Source organism: Kitasatospora sp. NPDC101447, assembly GCF_044767225.1.
Lineage (GTDB): Bacteria > Actinomycetota > Actinomycetes > Streptomycetales > Streptomycetaceae > Kitasatospora.
Genome location: NZ_JBIWNL010000043.1, coordinates 1 through 16,788, shown reverse-complemented (window position 1 = coordinate 16,788; position 16,788 = coordinate 1). Strand labels below are relative to the sequence as shown.

Genomic DNA, 16,788 nt, shown 5'->3' with positions numbered 1-16,788 from the left:
CACCTTGATCGTTCCCTCTCCAACCAGCCTCAAGGCTCCTACACTTAGCGCCAGCACGTCACAACAGAGCGACAGCAGGCCAGGCGCCACGAGGACGGAGTAGCCGGGGGACATGGACGAGCAACTGCGGAAACTGGCCAAGTCCTCACCGAATTTCGGCGTTCTTTACCAGCTCAAGCCCCTGCTCGCGCTGTACGGCGCCTTGGCAGAGGCGACGGTCTTCATGAATCCGAACTCCTCGCTCGTCCAGGCCGGGCAGTTCGGCGAGGTCCTGACCGAAGAGTTAATCACTCGCGTCGGCATGCGAGTCGCGAGCAACAAGCAGTTTGACCGGCTGAACGCCCTGACTCGCGCAGGCGTCCTGGTCCCCGAGATCCGCGACGACTTCGATCAGCTCCGCCTGGACCGGAACCAGGCTGCCCACGCCCATCTCTTCGACACCGCGCGTGCGCTGGCCGCCGTGCGGGTCTGCTACAAGCTCGGCCTGTGGTTCCACGACGCGATTTCAGGCCGCCGTACCGTGGCCGAGTTCGTACCACCTGAGCTTACGGGCATCACCGACCCCGCCGAGCTTGCCAAGTTGAACGAGGCACTCACCGGTCACCGGCAGGCCCTCACTCATGCCCGCATCCGCCTCGTGGAATCCGCCACCGCGCTGGAGGCAGAACGCAAGGCCCGGGCCGAGGCAGAGAGCCTCATCGCGAGCGCGAGTACGAATCACGCTGCGCTCCAGGCGCGGATCGACGAACTCAACGCCCAGCTCGAAGCGTTGCGCACAGCCCAGAAGGCTGACTTCGAGGACGCACAGAGGACGCCTCGAACCCTGGACCCGGCCGCACGCGACGCGATCGTCCATCGCGCTCAGCGGCCCGCACCGCTGAACGAGGTGCAGGCTCGCGAGCAGATCGACCAGTGGCTCGCTGCCGCAGGTTGGGTGGTCCAGGACCGCAGCGACATCAACCCGAAGGCCGGCCAAGGCGTCGCAGTGCGCGAGTTCACGCTTGCCAACGGTCGCGCCGACTACGTGCTGTACGTCGACGGGTGCATCGTCGGCGTCATCGAGGCTAAGCGGGAAGGGACCCACCTGGCCAGCGCGGTTGCCCAGAACGACCGGTACGCCGGCGGCGTCCTGAAGGAACACCGTCTTGCGGTCTGGCGCGAGGATGAGCCTTTCGCGTTCCGCTACGCCACCACCGGTACCGAGACGTACTTCATCAACCGGCTCGACCCCGACGCACGCTCCCGAGAGGTATTCACCTTCCACCGTCCCGAGACCATCTCCGCCTGGATGCGGCGAGCCGACGACTACCCGGAGGTACAGACCTTCCGCGCGGCCCTGCGCCAGATGCCAGCCCTGCAGCGTAATGGCCTGCGCCCGGCCCAGTTCGAGGCGATCGACAACCTGGAAGACTCGCTCGCACTCGACAAGCCGCGTGCGCTCATCCAGATGGCGACCGGCGCCGGCAAAACCTACACCGCCGTATCCGAGGCCTATCGACTGCTCAAGCACGCACGAGCTCGGCGGGTGCTGTTCCTGGTGGATCGCAACAACCTGGGTAAGCAGGCTCTGGACGAGTTCCGGAAGTTCACCACCCCGGACGACGGCCGCAAGTTCTCCGACATTTACAACGTGGAACGCCTTGGCGCGGCTGGCTTGCAGGACCACGCGTCGGTCGTGGTCTGCACCATCCAGAAGATGCACCGCCTGCTTACCAACCAGCCGCTACTCGACGAGGACCCGGCCGACGACCTGAACGACGACAAGGCGTACGAGCAGTCGTACGCGGCCGAGCGGCCCGTCGAGGTCGGCTACAACCAAAAGGTGCCGATCGAGTCCTTCGACCTGATCATCGTGGACGAGTGTCACCGCTCGATCTACGGCCTGTGGCGCGGGGTTCTGGAGTACTTTGACGCCCACTTGGTAGGGCTCACCGCAACACCGACACTGCAGACCCTCGGCTTCTTCGGCCGGAACCTGGTCTCCGAGTACACCTACCCGCAGGCCGTCGCAGACGGTGTGAACGTCGACTTCGACGTCGTACGCATTCGCACGGATCTGCGTGAGAACGGCGGCGCGACGATAGAGCAGGGAACGACGGTCAAGATCCGGGACCGCAAGACTCGCTATCAGCGTTATCAGGAGCTGGAGGACGATTTCACCTACACCACCACGCAGATCGGGCGCTCGGTAGAGACCGTCGACGAGATCCGCGCTGTCCTCGCAACCTTCCGCGACAACTGGCAAAACTGGTTCCCCGGCCGCAAGGAAGTCCCCAAGACACTGATCTTCGCAGTCGGTGAGGACCATGCCGAGGGGGTCCTCGCTCAAGTCAAGGAGGTCTTCGGCCGTGGCGACGACTTCGCGAAGAAGATCACTTACAAGAGCCGCCAGGCCGGCGAGGACCCCGACGAGCTGATCCGCGACCTGCGGACATCCCCACGTCTGCGGGTCGCCGTCACCGTCGACATGATCGCCACAGGTACGGACGTCAAAGCCCTGGAGTGTGTGATCTTCCTGCGCGAGGTGCGGAGTGCGGTCCTCTTCGAACAGATGAAGGGGCGCGGTGCCCGCACTATCGATGCGACCGAGCTACGCGAGGTGACCCCCGATGGGGACGAGCGGGTACGCAAGGACCGTTTCGTCCTTGTGGATGCGGTGGGTGTCACCGACTCCCCGCTCGTCGACGCCCGCCCTCTTGTTCCGGCCGGAGAGCGCCAGATCTCACTGACCAAGCTCCTCAGCAAGACCGGCACGATGTCGATCAGTGCCTCCGAGGCGGAGATCCTCGCTGGCCGGTTGGCCCGCCTCAACCAGCAGCTCAACGAAGGCGAGCGCGAGCAGCTCACCCGGGCCGCCGGTGGCCGCACACTTTCCGAGATCGCGGGTGCCATCGTCAAGGCCGTCGACCCCGACCGCCAGGATCGTGCGAGGTCGGAGGGCGGTGATAAGGCGGCACATGCCTTGGTGGTGGCAGCCGTCGCCCCGCTCACGACCAACCCAGACCTGCGGAAGCGGATCATCGAGATCCGCCGTGACAAGGACTACGTGATGGACGAGACCACCGCGGTCTCGATCACCGACGTCCGCGCGATTCCCCGAGAGGAACGGGCACGCGAGGAGGTCGACCGTTGGAGCCGCCTGCTCAAGGAACAGCGCGACCAGATCGCCGCCGTCTCCGTCGCGCTGTCCAGCCCGCGCTCGGTCGGCCCCACCGAGGCGTACGCGGCCCTGAAGGAGCTCGCTGACCAAATCCGCCGCCCCGACTTCGCCTGGACCCCGCAAGTCCTGTGGGCCTACTACGAGGACCTCGGCCACGCCCGCCAACAGTCTGGGAAGCACGCAGGCGTCCCCGACCTGATCTCGCTCATCCGGTACGAGCTCGGGGTGGATTCGGAGCTCAAGCCCTACCGTGAGACCGTAGACGAGCGCTTCGAGGGCTGGCTACTGCGGCAACGGCAAGCGGGTGCGGAGTTCACGGACGAGCAACTGTGGTGGCTGAAGGCCATCCGCAACGTCGTCGCCAGCGACGTCGGCATCGCTCCCGCAGACTTTCGAGCCGAACCGTTCGTGGGCCACGGCGGCGGCCGAGGACTCGCCATGGCTTTCCCGGGGCGCGACCCGCATGACCTCCTGAACGAGCTGAATCGAGAACTGGCTTGAGCAAGACCGAACTTCCGCCAGGATGGGTATGGGCTCGCCTCGGTGACCTCGGCACCGAGCAGCGCAACGCAGTTCGCCCACAGTCCGGCGCCAAGTATGAGCTCTGGAGCGTTCCCTCCTTCGCAACCGGGAGTCCTGAGCGCTTGGATGGTTCGGAAATCGGCAGCGTCAAGCTCGCAACACAGCCGAATGACATCCTTATCTGCAAGATAAACCCGCGAATTAACCGGGTATGGCGGACTTCTGGTGGTAGACCTGACCACATCCAGGTCGCATCGCCCGAATGGCTGGTGCTACGGCTCCCTGAGTCTGCACGTGACCCGCTTGCGACATACCTTCAGTTCTACCTCTCGTCTCCGACGTTTCGGTCGTGGATCACCTTGGCCGCATCGGGGGCCACGGGCAGCCACACCCGGGCGAAGGCAAGGCAAATCCTCGACCAGTTGATTCCGCTGCCTCCATTGCAAGAGCAGAGACGAATTGTCGAGACTCTCGAAGATCACCTTTCCCGCCTTGAAGTGGCCGACAGCGCCCTGGCTCACGCGAAACTGCTGATCCCCCTACAGACGCGGTCCCTCTTCACTTCTGCGACAGAGGGCCGCGACTTCTCAACTCCCGTCGATCCGGTGCCAGATTTCCGAGAGCTTCGTCAGAAAATCTGGGAGACTACCAATGGAAGCAAGAAGTACAAGACGCCTGTAGCTCCAGATGAGTCGACCAGTCCGGTAACCCCGAACGGCTGGCAGGTCTTCAGCCTAGAAGAGCTTACTGACCCAACTCGACTGATCCGGTATGGAATTCTGATGCCAAAGGTGAGGGAAGGAGGGAGCGTCCCGTATGTCGAGGTGAAAGACCTGACTGGCGGCACTCTACACGGCAAGAAGTTGCACCTCACAAGCAAAGCGCTGGACGAGAAATTTGCAGGGGCAAGAATTCGCCATGGCGATGTCTTGCTTGCAGTTCGAGGCTCATATGATCGATCCGCCGTCGTGCCGTCATCGCTGAACTCGGCAAATGTAAGTCGCGACGTGGCTCGGATTTCACCATTGCCTGGACTCGATGCCGAATATCTGCACCTATACCTCCAAAGCAGATTTGCCCAGCAATATTTGAAAAGTCACGCCCGGGGCGTCGCCGTGAAGGGGGTGAATATTGCTGCGATTCGAGCGATGCCGGTCGCAGTGCCACCTCCATCTACACAGAGAAAGATCGTTGAAGATCTTCAGCAGAAGCAGACAGCAATTGATGCAGCCGTCGCGGCGGTGACTAACTCAGCCATAAGGAGCTCTTTGCTTCGCCAATCGATCCTTGCGCGGGCATTCACTGGACAGCTGGTATCACAGGACCCGGACGACGAGCACGCCTCCGTGGCTTTCGACCGAATCCGCGCTGAACACTCCAGCACGGGCGACAAAGCGAAGACCACGCGGATGCGTCGATCGCGTCAGGCAGAAGTCTCCGCTACGTCCACCCTCGCCCCGCCGCCGGCACCATCCGTTGCCCCAGCATCTAACCTCAGCACGACCGTACAGCAGGAGTTCGAGTTCTGATGAGCACCACTGAAGCCGCCCCCACCAAGGCGGTCGCGCAGACCAACTCGCTCGTCGCTAAACTCTGGAACTACTGCAACGTCTTGCGCGACAATGGCCTGTCAACCATTGAGTACGTTGAGCAGCTCTCTTACTTGCTCTTCCTCAAGATGGCCGACGAATTTGCTGCAGACCCGTTCGCCTATGAGGCCGCCGACCCGATCGTTCCGCCCGGTTTCGACTGGAAGTCACTTGCATCCAAGCGCGGCGAGGAATTGGAGGCACATTACCGCAAGCTACTTGCTGAACTTGGCAGGCGCCCTGGCACGACCCTGGGCACCGTCTTTGCAAAGGCCCAGAACCGGATCACTGAGCCAGCACTCCTTGAGAAGCTGGTTGTCGACCTCATTGGTAAGACCGATTGGGTTCTGGAGGGCACAGACCTCAAAGGCGACGCCTACGAAGGCCTACTGGCGAAGGGGGCTGAGGACACCAAGACTGGTGCTGGACAGTACTTCACCCCGCGACCCTTGATCGATGCCATGGTCCAGGTAATGCAGCCACGTCCCTCCGATACGATCACCGACCCGGCTTGTGGCACCGCTGGCTTCCTGATCGCTGCGCATAGTTATATTCGTGAACATCACCTGAAGGACCTGTCTCGTGAGCAACGCCTAGCCCTTGGCGAGGGCAGTATCTGGGGCAACGAGCTTGTCCCCGGCACCGCCCGCCTGGCTGCGATGAACATGCTGCTCCATGGCATCGGCACAGCCGACGGCGAATCCCTCATCACTACCAGTGACGCGCTCGCCGACGTCCCCTCCAAGCGAGCCTCGCTCGTCCTCGCAAACCCACCGTTCGGTAAGAAGTCGGCGATCACGGTCGTGGGAACGGATGGCAAGGCCGACCGGGAGGACATCAGCTACGACCGGTCCGACTTTCGCGCTACAACCACCAACAAGCAGCTGAACTTCCTGCAGCACATCATGTCGCTGATGGAGATGGACGGCCGCGCGGCCGTCGTCCTCCCAGACAACGTGCTGTTCGAGGGCGGGGCTGGTGAGAAGATCCGGCAACGTCTCCTTCAGGAGTTCGACCTTCACACGATCCTGCGCCTGCCCACCGGCATCTTCTACGCTGGCGGCGTCAAGGCCAACGTGCTGTTCTTCGACAAGAAGCCCCCGCGCTCCAACGACATCCCCAACACCGCCGAGGTCTGGGTCTACGACTTCCGCACCGGGCTGCACTTCACGCTCAAGCAGCACCCTCTGCGGCTTGCTGACCTGGCCGACTTCATTGAGGCGTACAAGCCGGACGATCGATCGGCTCGCAAGGAGACCGAGGACGGTCGTTTCAAGCGCTTCACGTACGACGAGCTCATCGCCCGCGACAAGGTCAACCTCGACATCATCTGGCTGAAGGATCCGGCGCTCGACGACGCCGACAGCATGCTCGCCCCTGAGGTCATCGCGCAGGAGATCGTGGAAGACCTCCAGGCCGCCCTTGCCGAGTTCGAAGCGATCGCTGAGACTCTCGGCGGCGAGGTGAAGCCGGACATCGCTGCTGAAGAGGTCATCGCGGAATCGTGACTCTGATCCGCCTGAGCACCCGGTTGACGCCAACGCTGACGCCAACCGACCCGGACGATGGCGTCCGGCAGTGGTCTTCCACGGACAGCAGAAGCAACCAAATCGGGGCATCTCGACGTCCCGGCTTGGTCTGAAAAGCGGAAGGTCGCCGGTTCGACCCCGGCCCTGGCCACAACAGGGAAGCCCCCGTAGCGATTTCGCTACGGGGGCTTCGTCGTTCCCGAGCCCCGGCCACTCCGGTCGATGCCCGGAAGGGCGAGACGCTGCACGTCCCGGAGCCCTTCGGCTTCGCGCTGGTGACCGACGGGCTGCTGCCGCACTGACCGCCGGTCCGCCCCGGATCCCCCCGCAGGGGGAGGGGGAACCGTCGGCAGGACGATCCGCCGGGGTGGGGCCGGGCGGGACGGTGGGGGCATGGAGACGACGAGGGACACGGGCTGGAACCGGCTGGCGGCGCGGGCCGGGTACGTGGCGGCGGCGTGGGCGGTGGCCTTCGCGCTGGTGCACCTGTACTGGCTGGCCGACGGGCGGCTCGGGCTGCCGGAGGGCCGCTCGGTGTGGAGCAACACGCCGCTGCTGGTGATCGACGTGATCGCGATCCCGCTGTGCGCGGTGGCCGCGGCGGTGGCGCTGGCGCCGCTGCGGCGGTGGGGCGGGCGGGTGCCGGCGCGGCTGCTGACCGTCGCGCTGTGGGGCACCACCGCGCTGCTGGTGCTGCACGCCGCGCCGTCCGTCCCCGATTGGTTCGCCCTGGCCGTCGGCAGCCGGTCGAGTGCCGGGCTGGATGCGATGGCCCGGTTCGCGACCTTCGGCTACGAGCCGTTCTTCCTGCTCGGCGGGGTCCTCTTCGGCGTCACCGCGCTCGGCCGCCGGGCGTCCCGCCGGGCGTCCCGTCGGCCGGCCCTGCGGACAGCCGCGCGGTGAGCCAGTCGGCGGTGGGGGCGAGCCAGTCCGGCAGCGCGGTGCCGAGCAGGTGGTTGCCGTGCGGGACGAGGAGGAGTTCGGCGTCGGGCGCGTGCTCGGCCAGCGCGGTGGCGTCGGTGACGCCCGGGATGCGGTCCTCACCGCCCTCGACCACCAGCAGCGGGACGGCGATCCGCGGCGCGAGGGCGGTCAGGTCGATCCGGCCGGCGAAGGCTCGGGCCGCCTCGTACCCGCCGCAGCGCTGGGCGAGGGTCGCGGTGACGAACGGGACCAGACCGTCCCAGTCCAGCCGGTACGGGCCGCTGACCACCGCGGCGGCGCACAGCCGCGGCTCGTGGGCGGCGGCCTCGGCGACGTAGTAGCCGCCCAGGCTGAGGCCGATCACGGCGGTCCGGGCCGGGTCCAGGCCGTCCCGGCGGCCGAGCGCGTCGAGGGCGCGCCCGACGACCCGGTGGTACTCGGGCTCCGGCGCGCTGCGGGCGGCCAGCACGCCCTGTCCGGGCCCGTCGACGGCGAGCACCGCGACGCCCCGGGCCAGCAGGGCCTCGGCCACCGCGTGGAACTCCTCCTTGCCGGAGTCCATCCCCGGCACCACCACCACGACCGGCACCGGCGGGCCGCCCGCCGCCGGGCGGCGCAGCCAGCCCGCGAAGCCCTCGCCCTCGACCCGCTCGGCGCCCGGTTCGAGCAGCGCCAGCGCCCGCCGCATCGCCTCGTCGGCCTCCGCGGCGGCCTCGGCCGCGGCGGCCCGGTCGGGGTGCGGGAGCAGCCCCGCGACGTGGAACCAGCGGGCGGCGCTGCGGTACGCCTCGCCGGCGGTGACGGTCCGGCCCTCGGCGGCGGCGCGCTCCGCCGTCCCGGTGTACCGGCGGCCGGCGGCGCGGCAGGCGGCCGGCCAGTCGTGCAGGGAGGTCAGCGGGGCGGTGACCCGGGCGTACTCGTAGAGGTCCAGGCCGGCGCCGTGGGCGCGGGGGCGGGTCTCGGCGACGAAGGCGGGCAGCAGGCCGGGGGTGTCGAGGAAGGACAGGTCGGGCACGGCGGGGGTTCCCTTCGGGACGGGGTTCGAGGTGCGGTTCACGGACGGGGCGCGGGCCCGGCCTCGGGCACGGGGCTCAGGAGACGGTCAGCACGGCCTTGCCGCGGATCCGGCGCTCGCGCAGGTCGGTGAGCACGGTGGCGGTCTCGGCCCAGGGCGCGACCCGGCCGAGTTCCGGGGTCAGCCGGCCCCGGTCCGTCAGGCGCACCAGGGTGGCCAGGTCCGCGCCGTCGGGCACGTCGGAGTCGGCGTAGTGGAAGTGCCGGACGACCGCCGACTCCGGGCCCTTGAAGAAGTCGAAGAAGTCGAGCGTGGCGGGCGTCCGGGAGGCCTGGCCGAACCAGATCAGGGTGCCGCGCCGGGCGAGCCGGGCCAGCGCGAGCGGCAGCGCGGCGCCGCCGGTGGACTCCAGCACCAGGTCGTACGGTCCGCGCGCCGCGGCCACGTCGTGGACCACCTCGGCCGCCCCCAGTTCGGCCAGCCGCCGGCCGCGCTCCGGGGAGGCGGTGACGGCGGTCAGCTCGGCCCCGGCCGCGGCCGCCAGCTCGGTGACGTAGTGGCCGACGCCCCCGGAGGCCCCGGTCAGCAGCACCCGCCGCCCGGCCAGGGCCCCCGCCGTGCGGAGCAGCCGCAGCGCGGTGAGGCCCGCGAGCGGCAGCGCGGCGGCCCGTACGGCGTCCAGGCTGTCGGGCAGTTCGGCGAGGGAGGACGTCGGGACGCAGACGTACTCGGCCCACCCACCGGCCGGCGGATGCGCCACCACCCGCCGGCAGACCGCGGGCCCCGACCCGTCGGCGGCGGCCTGCACCACCAGCCCGGCCACGTCCTTCCCCGGCCGCCACCCGGCCCGGGGCGCCTCCAGCTGGAAGGTCTCGCCCCGGTTCACCGAGAACGCCTCCACCTTCACCAGCGCCTCGCCCGGCTCCGGTCGCGGCTGCTCCACCTCCGCGAACCGCACCGGCTCCGCCGTCCGCCCCGTCGCCACCAGCGCCTTCATTCCCACTCCTCCGTCGGTCACCCCCTCACCACACCGCGCCCCGCCCCGGCCGGTCCAACAACCACCGGACGGCGACGACAACCGGCGGTTGTGGGGCTGCCTGCGACGGCCGGGACGCCTCCGCGCCGACGGCCCGTCAGGGCCTAGGGTGCCCGGGTGGATCTGGATCTGGCGCAGGTGCGGGGGTTCGTCGTCGCGGCCGAGGAGTTGCACTTCGGGCGGGCGGCGGGGCGGTTGGGGATCAGTCAGCAGGGGCTGTCGAAGCGGGTGGCGCGGCTGGAGGCCACGCTGAGGGTGCGGCTGCTGGAGCGGGACGCCCGCGGGGTGGGGCTGACCGGGGCGGGGCAGCGGTTCCTGGAGCCGGCGCGGCGGTTGCTGGCGCAGGGGGATCGGGCGGTGGCCGCCGTGGGCTGTGCGGCGCGGCCGCTGCGGATCGACGTGTGGGGGCACCTGTACGCGCCGATGCGGACGCTCGCGCAGGCGGTGGACGTGGCGCCGGGGCTGGCGGTGGAGCCGGTGCCCGGCCGGGACCTGCCGTCGGTGGCGGCGGCGCTGCAGCGCGGGGAGTCGGACGCCGGGTTCGGCCGGGTGCACCCGCTGCCGGACGGCGGCGACGCCGGGCTGACGCACCGCCTGGTCCGGCTGGAGCCGGTGGACGCGCTGCTGAGCACCGGCCATCCGCTGGCCGACCGCGACGTGCTGAGCCCGGCGGAGCTGCGTGACAGCGCCCTGCGCTACCCGGCGGCCGTGGACCGGCTGGACTTCCTCACCCGCTTCGCGACCCGCTTCGGCGTCGCGCGCCGGGTCGGCTCGACCAATCTGGGCCTGGAGCACTTCCTGGACGAGGTCCGCACCGACCCGTCCTGCTTCTCCCTCGTCCCCGCCGACTCCCCGCTCCCCGACCGCCCGGGCGTCCGGACCGTGCCGCTGGCCGACCCGACCCCGCTGTACGCCTGGTCCCTCCTCTGGCGGGAGGACGCGTCCACCGACCCGCACCCGCGGCTCGACGCGCTGCTCAGGGCGTTCACCACCGCGGCGGCCCGCGGCCGCTGGCTGGAGTACGACCCCGCCCGCGACTGGCTCCCGGACCCGGACGAGGCCGCGCTCCGGCCGTGAAGCCGGCTCCTCGGCCCGCCAGGGCACCCGTCACCGTCGAATCGGGACCCTGTGGCGCACCGGACCGACGTTCCCGGCGGGGCCGGCGGTCCGGGAGGGTCACGGGCGGCTCAGGAGCGGAACCAGTTGTCGTCGGTGCCGAGCACCGAGCCGTCCGCGGCGTAGAGGGTGAAGGCGCCGGCGTCGGAGCCCGGCTTCTTCGCGATGGCGATCCAGCGGACCGGGGAGTCGGCGACCGTGACCGGCACCGCCTCGGTGGAACCGCCGGTCTTCCAGGTCACCACGGCCTTCGCGACCTCGGGCCCGACCCCGGCGACCACCACCGGCGAGGCGCCCATCTCGCCGCCCTTGAAGCCGAGCATCGCCCCGCCGCCGACGAAAGGGGAGCCGGGGGCGGACGTCGCGCCCGGCTTCCCCGGGACGGGGGTCTGGTGCACGGTGTCGTTCACCTGCCGCTTGCCGTCCACGGTGAGGTAGAGGTTCACCTCGTCCAGGTCGGGCCGCCAGTGGCGGTCGACCTCGTCGTTCGTCATCTTCGGCAGCTGGGGGATGGCGGCGTGCCGCTCCGTCCAGAGCAGTTCCTCCTGCCGGTGGGCGTCCTCCTTGGTGGGGGCGGCCGGCCACAGGGCGGCCCAGGCCTGCCAGGTGCGGCCGTCCGCGGTGCCTTCGCCGATCTTGACCCGGACGGGGGTCAGCGGGTCCCGCGCGGGCGCGGTCGGGGTGGCCGCCGCGGAGGCCGGGGCCGATCCGGCCGTGGAGGCCGAGGGGGAGGCCGCCGCCACCACGGACGAGACCGCCTGCCGGCCGCGCTGGTCGAGCACCGCCCCGCCGCCGACGACGGCCGCGGCCAGCACCGCGGCCGCCCCGGCGGTCAGCAGGCGCCTGCGCCGCAGCCGGCGCCGCCCGCCGGTGAGCAGCCGGTCGTACGGGACCGTCCCGATGTCGACGCTCCCGGCCAGTTCGCCGAGGGCCCGCGAGGCCGCCGCCTCGTCGTCCGCGGCACCGCCCGCCGGGCCGCCGGTCATGGACTCCTTGCTCATCTTCCGCCTCCGATGCTGGTCAGTCCGCTGAGTGAGGAGGCCGCCCGGAGCTTGGCCAGGCCCTTGGCCGCCTGGCTCTTCACCGTCCCGACCGAGCAGCCCATGGTCGCCGCGGTCTGGGTCTCGGTGAGGTCCTCCCAGTAGCGCAGGACGACGGCCTGGCGCTGGCGCGGCGGCAGTCCGCCGAGCGCGGCGAGCAGCGTGGCCCGGTCGTCCGGGTCGGCCCCGGTCGGCGCGGCCCGGTCGGGAACGGCGTGCACGAGCTGCTCGACCGGCCTGCGCCGGAAGCGCCGGGCGTGTTCGTTGACCAGGATCCGGCGGACGTACGCCTGCGGGTCGTCCGCCGCGCGCACCCTGCCCCAGGCGACGTACGCCCGCTCCAGTGCCTGCTGGACCAGGTCCTCGGCGCCGTGCCGTTCGCCCGCGAGCAGGTAGGCCGTCCTGAACAAGCGCGACCACGCGCCGCCGGCGAACGCCCGGAACTCGTCGTCCCGGGCGGTCTTCTGGGCTCCCATGAGCACCTCCTCAACCCTCCGGAGCCCGTAACGGCCGTGGACCGTTGCCCGGCGTTCGCGAATCGCCGCCGGCGGCTGTGACACTGGAGGGGCTCGAAAACCGAGGTGCGCTCCGCCGTGCCTCCTTGCGAACCTAGAGGGATGCCCGCAGTGAGTTCTCCCGCAGTCCAGTCCGCCCCCGCGCCCGCCGAGGGCCCCGGCATCGGCGAGCTGGCCGTCCGCCTGCCCGAGCTGACCCTGCGCGACGAGGTGCGGATCGGGCGCCGGCTGGAGGGGGCCCGCCGGGTCCGCAAGGCCGAGGCCCGGCAGAAGGTCGCCGCCGAGATCGCGGCCGACATCGAGCGCGCCGAGTTGCTGGTCGAGCAGCGCCGGAACGCCGTCCCGACGATCACGTATCCCGCCGAGCTGCCGGTCAGCCAGAAGAAGGACGAGATCCTGGCGGCGATCCGGGACCACCAGGTGGTGATCGTCGCGGGCGAGACCGGCTCCGGCAAGACCACCCAGATCCCGAAGATCTGCCTGGAGCTCGGCCGCGGCGTGCGCGGCCTGGTCGGCCACACGCAGCCGCGCCGGATCGCCGCCCGCACGGTGGCCGAGCGGGTCGCGGAGGAGCTGGACAGCCCGCTCGGCGAGGCGGTCGGCTGGAAGGTCCGGTTCACCGACCAGGTCGGCCAGGACACCCTGGTCAAGCTGATGACGGACGGCATCCTGCTCGCGGAGATCCAGACCGACCGCGACCTGCGCCAGTACGACACCCTGATCATCGACGAGGCCCACGAGCGCAGCCTCAACATCGACTTCATCCTCGGCTACGTCAGGCAGCTGCTGCCCCGCCGCCCGGACCTCAAGGTCGTGATCACCTCCGCGACCATCGACCCGGAGCGCTTCGCCCGGCACTTCGGCGACGCCCCGATCATCGAGGTCTCCGGCCGCACCTACCCGGTGGAGGTCCGGTACCGGCCGATCGTGGAGGACGGCGCCGAGGACGACGGCGACGAGGCGGACCGCGACCGGGACCAGGTCCAGGCGATCTGCGAGGCCGCCCAGGAGCTGCAGGCCGAGGGCCCGGGCGACATCCTGGTCTTCCTCTCCGGCGAGCGCGAGATCCGCGACACCGCCGACGCCCTCAACCGGCTGAAGCTGAGGAACACCGAGGTCCTGCCGCTGTACGCCCGGCTCAGCTCGGCCGAGCAGCACCGGGTCTTCCAGCGTTCCAACAGCCGCCGGATCGTCCTGGCCACCAACGTGGCCGAGACCTCGCTGACCGTCCCCGGCATCAAGTACGTGATCGACCCGGGCACCGCCCGGATCTCCCGCTACAGCCACCGCACCAAGGTGCAGCGGCTGCCGATCGAGGCGATCAGCCAGGCCAGCGCCAACCAGCGCAAGGGCCGCTGCGGCCGCACCTCGGACGGCATCTGCATCCGGCTGTACTCGGAGGAGGACTTCCTCTCCCGCCCCGAGTTCACCGACGCCGAGATCCTGCGCACCAACCTGGCCTCGGTGATCCTGCAGATGACCGCGGCCGGCCTCGGCGACATCGCCGCCTTCCCGTTCCTGGACCCGCCGGACTCGCGCAACATCAAGGACGGCGTCCACCTGCTGCACGAGCTGGGCGCGCTGGACCCGGACGAGAAGGACCCGCGCAAGCGCCTCACCCAGCTCGGCCGCAAGCTCGCCCAGCTCCCGGTGGACCCGCGGATGGCCCGCATGGTGCTGGAGGCGGACCGCAACGGCTGCGTCCGCGACGTCATGGTGATCGCCGCCGCGCTGTCCATCCAGGACCCGCGCGAGCGCCCCGCCGAGAAGCGCCAGGCCGCCGACGACCGGCACCGCCGGTTCACCTCGGAGACCTCGGACTTCCTCTCCTACCTGGCGATGTGGCGCTACGTCCGCGAGCAGCAGAAGGAGCTGTCCTCCTCGGCCTTCCGCCGGATGTGCAAGGCGGAGTTCCTCAACTACCTGCGGATACGGGAGTGGCAGGACATCTACACCCAGCTGCGCACCGTGGCGAAGCAGTTGGGCGTGACCATCGAGGAACCGCATCCCGACGCCGAGCCGGACGCCGACCGGATCCACCAGTCCCTGCTGGCCGGGCTGCTCTCCCACATCGGCCTGTTCGACGTGGAGAAGCGCGAGTACGGCGGCGCGCGCGGCGCCCGCTTCGCGGTCTTCCCGGGCTCCGGCCTGTTCAAGAAGCCGCCGCGCTGGGTGATGTCGGCCGAGCTGGTGGAGACCTCCCGGCTCTGGGCCCGGATCAACGCCAAGATCGAGCCGGAGTGGGTCGAGCCGCTGGCCGGCCACCTGATCAAGCGCAGCTACAGCGAGCCGCACTGGGAGAAGAAGGCCGGCGCGGTGCTGGCGTACGAGAAGGTCACCCTCTACGGGATGCCGGTCGTCGCCCAGCGCAAGGTCAACTACGGGCGGATCGACCCGGAGCTCTGCCGCGAGCTGTTCATCCGCAACGCGCTGGTCGAGGGCGACTGGGAGACCCACCACCGGTTCTTCGCGGAGAACCGCAAGCTGCTCGGCGAGGTCGAGGAGCTGGAGAACCGGGCCCGCCGCCGGGACATCCTGGTGGACGACCAGACCCTGTTCGACTTCTACGACGCCCGGCTGCCCGAGGACGTCGTCTCCACCCGGCACTTCGACTCCTGGTGGAAGAAGGCCCGGCACGAGCAGCCGGACCTGCTGAACTTCGAGAAGTCGATGCTGATCAACGACGCCGCCGACGGCGTCACCGAGGCCGACTACCCGGACCACTGGCAGCAGGGCAAGCTGCGCTTCCAGCTGACCTACCAGTTCGAGCCGGGCAGCGACGCGGACGGCGTGACGGTGCACATCCCGCTGCCGGTGCTCAACCAGGTCACCGCGGAGGGCTTCGACTGGCAGATCCCCGGTCTGCGGCAGGAGCTGGTCACCGCGTACATCAAGTCGCTGCCGAAGGCGATCCGGCGCAACTTCGTCCCGGCGCCGGACTTCGCGAAGGCGGCGCTGCGCGCGGTGAAGGACCGCCAGGAGCCCTTGCTGCCCGCCCTGGAGCACGCCCTGAAGCGGCTGACGGCCGTCACCGTGCCGCCGGAGGCCTGGGACGACGAGCGGGTGCCGGAGCACCTCAAGGTGACCTTCCGGGTGGTGGACGGGCGCCGCAAGCTCGCCGAGTCCAAGGACCTGGAGGAGCTGCGGCTGAAGCTCAAGCCGAAGCTCAAGGAGACGCTGTCCTCGGCCGCGTCCGGCCAGGGCATCGAGCAGGGCGGGCTGACCGCCTGGCCGGAGTCCCTGCCGGTCCTGCAGCGCACCTTCGAGCAGCGCTCGCGCGGCCACTCGCTGCGCGCCTACCCGGCGCTGGTGGACGAGGGCAGCGCGGTCGGCATCAAGCTGTTCGACACCCCGGAGGCCCAGACGCAGGCGATGTGGGAGGGGACGAGGCGGCTGCTGATGCTGACCACCAACTCCCCGGCCAAGTCGATCCAGGGCCGGCTGGGCAACCAGGCGAAGCTGGCGCTCTCGCACAGTCCGCACGGCTCGATCGGCGCGCTCTTCGAGGACGTCGTGTCCGCGGCGACGGACCGGCTGATGACCCTGGCCGGCGGCCCGGCCTGGGACGAGGCGGCCTTCGGCAAGCTGCACGACAAGGTGCGCGCGGACCTCTACGAGCTGTCCGCGGACACCACGTTGAAGACGGCCACCGCACTGATCGCCTTCCACAAGGCTTCGACCCGTCTGAAGACGGTGAGCAGCCCGGTGCTGCTGAACGCGGTGAACGACGTCCGGCTGCACCTGGCCTCGCTGGTGCACCCGGGCTTCGTGACCGCGACCGGCTGGCAGCGGCTGCCGGACCTCAAGCGCTACCTGCTGGCGGTGGACCGCCGCCTGGAGGCGCTGCCCAACCACCCGCAGCGGGACGCCCAGCAGCTGCTGAAGGTGCAGCAGGTCCAGCAGGCCTACGGGGAATTGCTGGCGGCGGTGCCGGCCGGGCGGCAGCCCTCCGCGGAGGTGCGGGCGATCCGCTGGATGATCGAGGAGCTGCGGGTCAGCTTCTTCGCCCAGTCGTTGGGCACGCCGAGCCCGGTCTCGGAGAAGCGGATCATGAAGGCGATGGAGGCGGCGCGGGCCGCCCTCTGACCCGGGCCGCGGGGCAGCCCCCTGAGCTGCGGGTGGGCCTTCAGGAGCCAGTTCGACCTGGGGGCCCACCATGGGCTAGAGTCTGTCTTGTTCGCAGCGCGGCAAGCGAGTGAACGAGATCAGAAAACTCTGGTCCCGTGGAGCAGTTGGTTAGCTCGCCACCCTGTCAAGGTGGAGGTCGCGGGTTCAAGTCCCGTCGGGATCGCCGCAGTGGGGGGGGGGCGGGCGCCCCCCGCTGGGGGGCCGCCCCGGGGTT

At 69.8% G+C, this 16,788-nt stretch carries 10 protein-coding genes and 1 tRNA gene; 7 read left to right on the top strand and 4 right to left on the bottom strand.

The features are described 5' to 3' along the window. Positions 1 to 112 precede the first annotated feature (112 nt). From ACIRST_RS36580 to ACIRST_RS36565, 4 genes are all read left to right on the top strand, one after another. Complete coding sequence (locus tag ACIRST_RS36580; RefSeq protein WP_402808023.1) at positions 113 to 3,661, top strand: DEAD/DEAH box helicase family protein; 3,549 nt, start codon at positions 113 to 115, stop codon at positions 3,659 to 3,661. Continuing rightward, positions 3,658 to 5,211: a restriction endonuclease subunit S gene (locus tag ACIRST_RS36575; RefSeq protein ID WP_402808020.1), complete on the top strand. Its 1,554-nt coding sequence runs from the start codon at positions 3,658 to 3,660 to the stop codon at positions 5,209 to 5,211. The genes ACIRST_RS36580 and ACIRST_RS36575 overlap by 4 nt, the downstream gene beginning before the upstream one ends. After that, positions 5,211 to 6,779 (top strand): N-6 DNA methylase, encoded by a 1,569-nt coding sequence (locus tag ACIRST_RS36570; RefSeq protein WP_402808017.1) that lies wholly within the window; start codon positions 5,211 to 5,213, stop codon positions 6,777 to 6,779. Before ACIRST_RS36575 ends, ACIRST_RS36570 begins: the two co-directional genes overlap by 1 nt. Before the next feature lie 414 nt (positions 6,780 to 7,193). Then, positions 7,194 to 7,703, top strand: a complete 510-nt coding sequence (locus ACIRST_RS36565) for a DUF3995 domain-containing protein (protein ID WP_402808014.1) — start codon at positions 7,194 to 7,196, stop codon at positions 7,701 to 7,703. Here ACIRST_RS36565 and ACIRST_RS36560 read toward each other — a convergent pair. Beyond that, the gene (locus tag ACIRST_RS36560; protein WP_402808011.1) at positions 7,633 to 8,739 is read right to left on the bottom strand and encodes an alpha/beta hydrolase family protein; all 1,107 of its coding nucleotides are present in this window, start codon (positions 8,737 to 8,739) and stop codon (positions 7,633 to 7,635) included. The genes ACIRST_RS36565 and ACIRST_RS36560 overlap by 71 nt on opposite strands. Before the next feature lie 76 nt (positions 8,740 to 8,815). Next, on the bottom strand, positions 8,816 to 9,736 hold the full coding sequence (locus tag ACIRST_RS36555) for a zinc-binding dehydrogenase (protein ID WP_350526318.1): 921 nt from the start codon (positions 9,734 to 9,736) through the stop codon (positions 8,816 to 8,818). A gap of 156 nt (positions 9,737 to 9,892) precedes the next feature. On the opposite strand from ACIRST_RS36555, the gene ACIRST_RS36550 reads away from it, so the two are divergent. Beyond that, the gene (locus tag ACIRST_RS36550; RefSeq protein ID WP_402808008.1) at positions 9,893 to 10,852 is read left to right on the top strand and encodes a LysR family transcriptional regulator; all 960 of its coding nucleotides are present in this window, start codon (positions 9,893 to 9,895) and stop codon (positions 10,850 to 10,852) included. 110 nt (positions 10,853 to 10,962) lie between these two features. Here ACIRST_RS36550 and ACIRST_RS36545 read toward each other — a convergent pair whose 3' ends face one another. Further along, entirely contained in the window at positions 10,963 to 11,892 is a 930-nt protein-coding gene (locus tag ACIRST_RS36545; RefSeq protein ID WP_402808005.1) for a hypothetical protein, read from the bottom strand. Continuing rightward, positions 11,889 to 12,407, bottom strand: a complete 519-nt coding sequence (locus tag ACIRST_RS36540; protein WP_350526315.1) for a SigE family RNA polymerase sigma factor — start codon at positions 12,405 to 12,407, stop codon at positions 11,889 to 11,891. The genes ACIRST_RS36545 and ACIRST_RS36540 overlap by 4 nt, the downstream gene beginning before the upstream one ends. Before the next feature lie 141 nt (positions 12,408 to 12,548). Here ACIRST_RS36540 and hrpA point away from each other — a divergent pair, with 141 nt between their 5' ends. Both hrpA and ACIRST_RS36530 read left to right on the top strand, forming a co-directional pair. Then, entirely contained in the window at positions 12,549 to 16,532 is a 3,984-nt protein-coding gene (gene hrpA, locus ACIRST_RS36535) for an ATP-dependent RNA helicase HrpA (RefSeq protein ID WP_402808001.1), read from the top strand. A 131-nt stretch (positions 16,533 to 16,663) separates the two neighbouring features. Further along, positions 16,664 to 16,737, top strand: a tRNA-Asp gene (locus ACIRST_RS36530). Positions 16,738 to 16,788: the final 51 nt, after the last annotated feature.

Bases quoted from the DNA above. Each gene is read 5' to 3' on its own strand.
- ACIRST_RS36555 (WP_350526318.1), bottom strand. From the start codon at position 9,736: ATGAAGGCGCTGGTGGCGACGGGGCGGACGGCGGAGCCGGTGCGGTTC.
- ACIRST_RS36545 (WP_402808005.1), bottom strand. From the start codon at position 11,892: ATGAGCAAGGAGTCCATGACCGGCGGCCCGGCGGGCGGTGCCGCGGAC.
- ACIRST_RS36570 (WP_402808017.1), top strand. From the start codon at position 5,211: ATGAGCACCACTGAAGCCGCCCCCACCAAGGCGGTCGCGCAGACCAAC.
- ACIRST_RS36540 (WP_350526315.1), bottom strand. From the start codon at position 12,407: ATGGGAGCCCAGAAGACCGCCCGGGACGACGAGTTCCGGGCGTTCGCC.
- ACIRST_RS36565 (WP_402808014.1), top strand. From the start codon at position 7,194: ATGGAGACGACGAGGGACACGGGCTGGAACCGGCTGGCGGCGCGGGCC.
- ACIRST_RS36580 (WP_402808023.1), top strand. From the start codon at position 113: ATGGACGAGCAACTGCGGAAACTGGCCAAGTCCTCACCGAATTTCGGC.
- hrpA (WP_402808001.1), top strand. From the start codon at position 12,549: ATGCCCGCAGTGAGTTCTCCCGCAGTCCAGTCCGCCCCCGCGCCCGCC.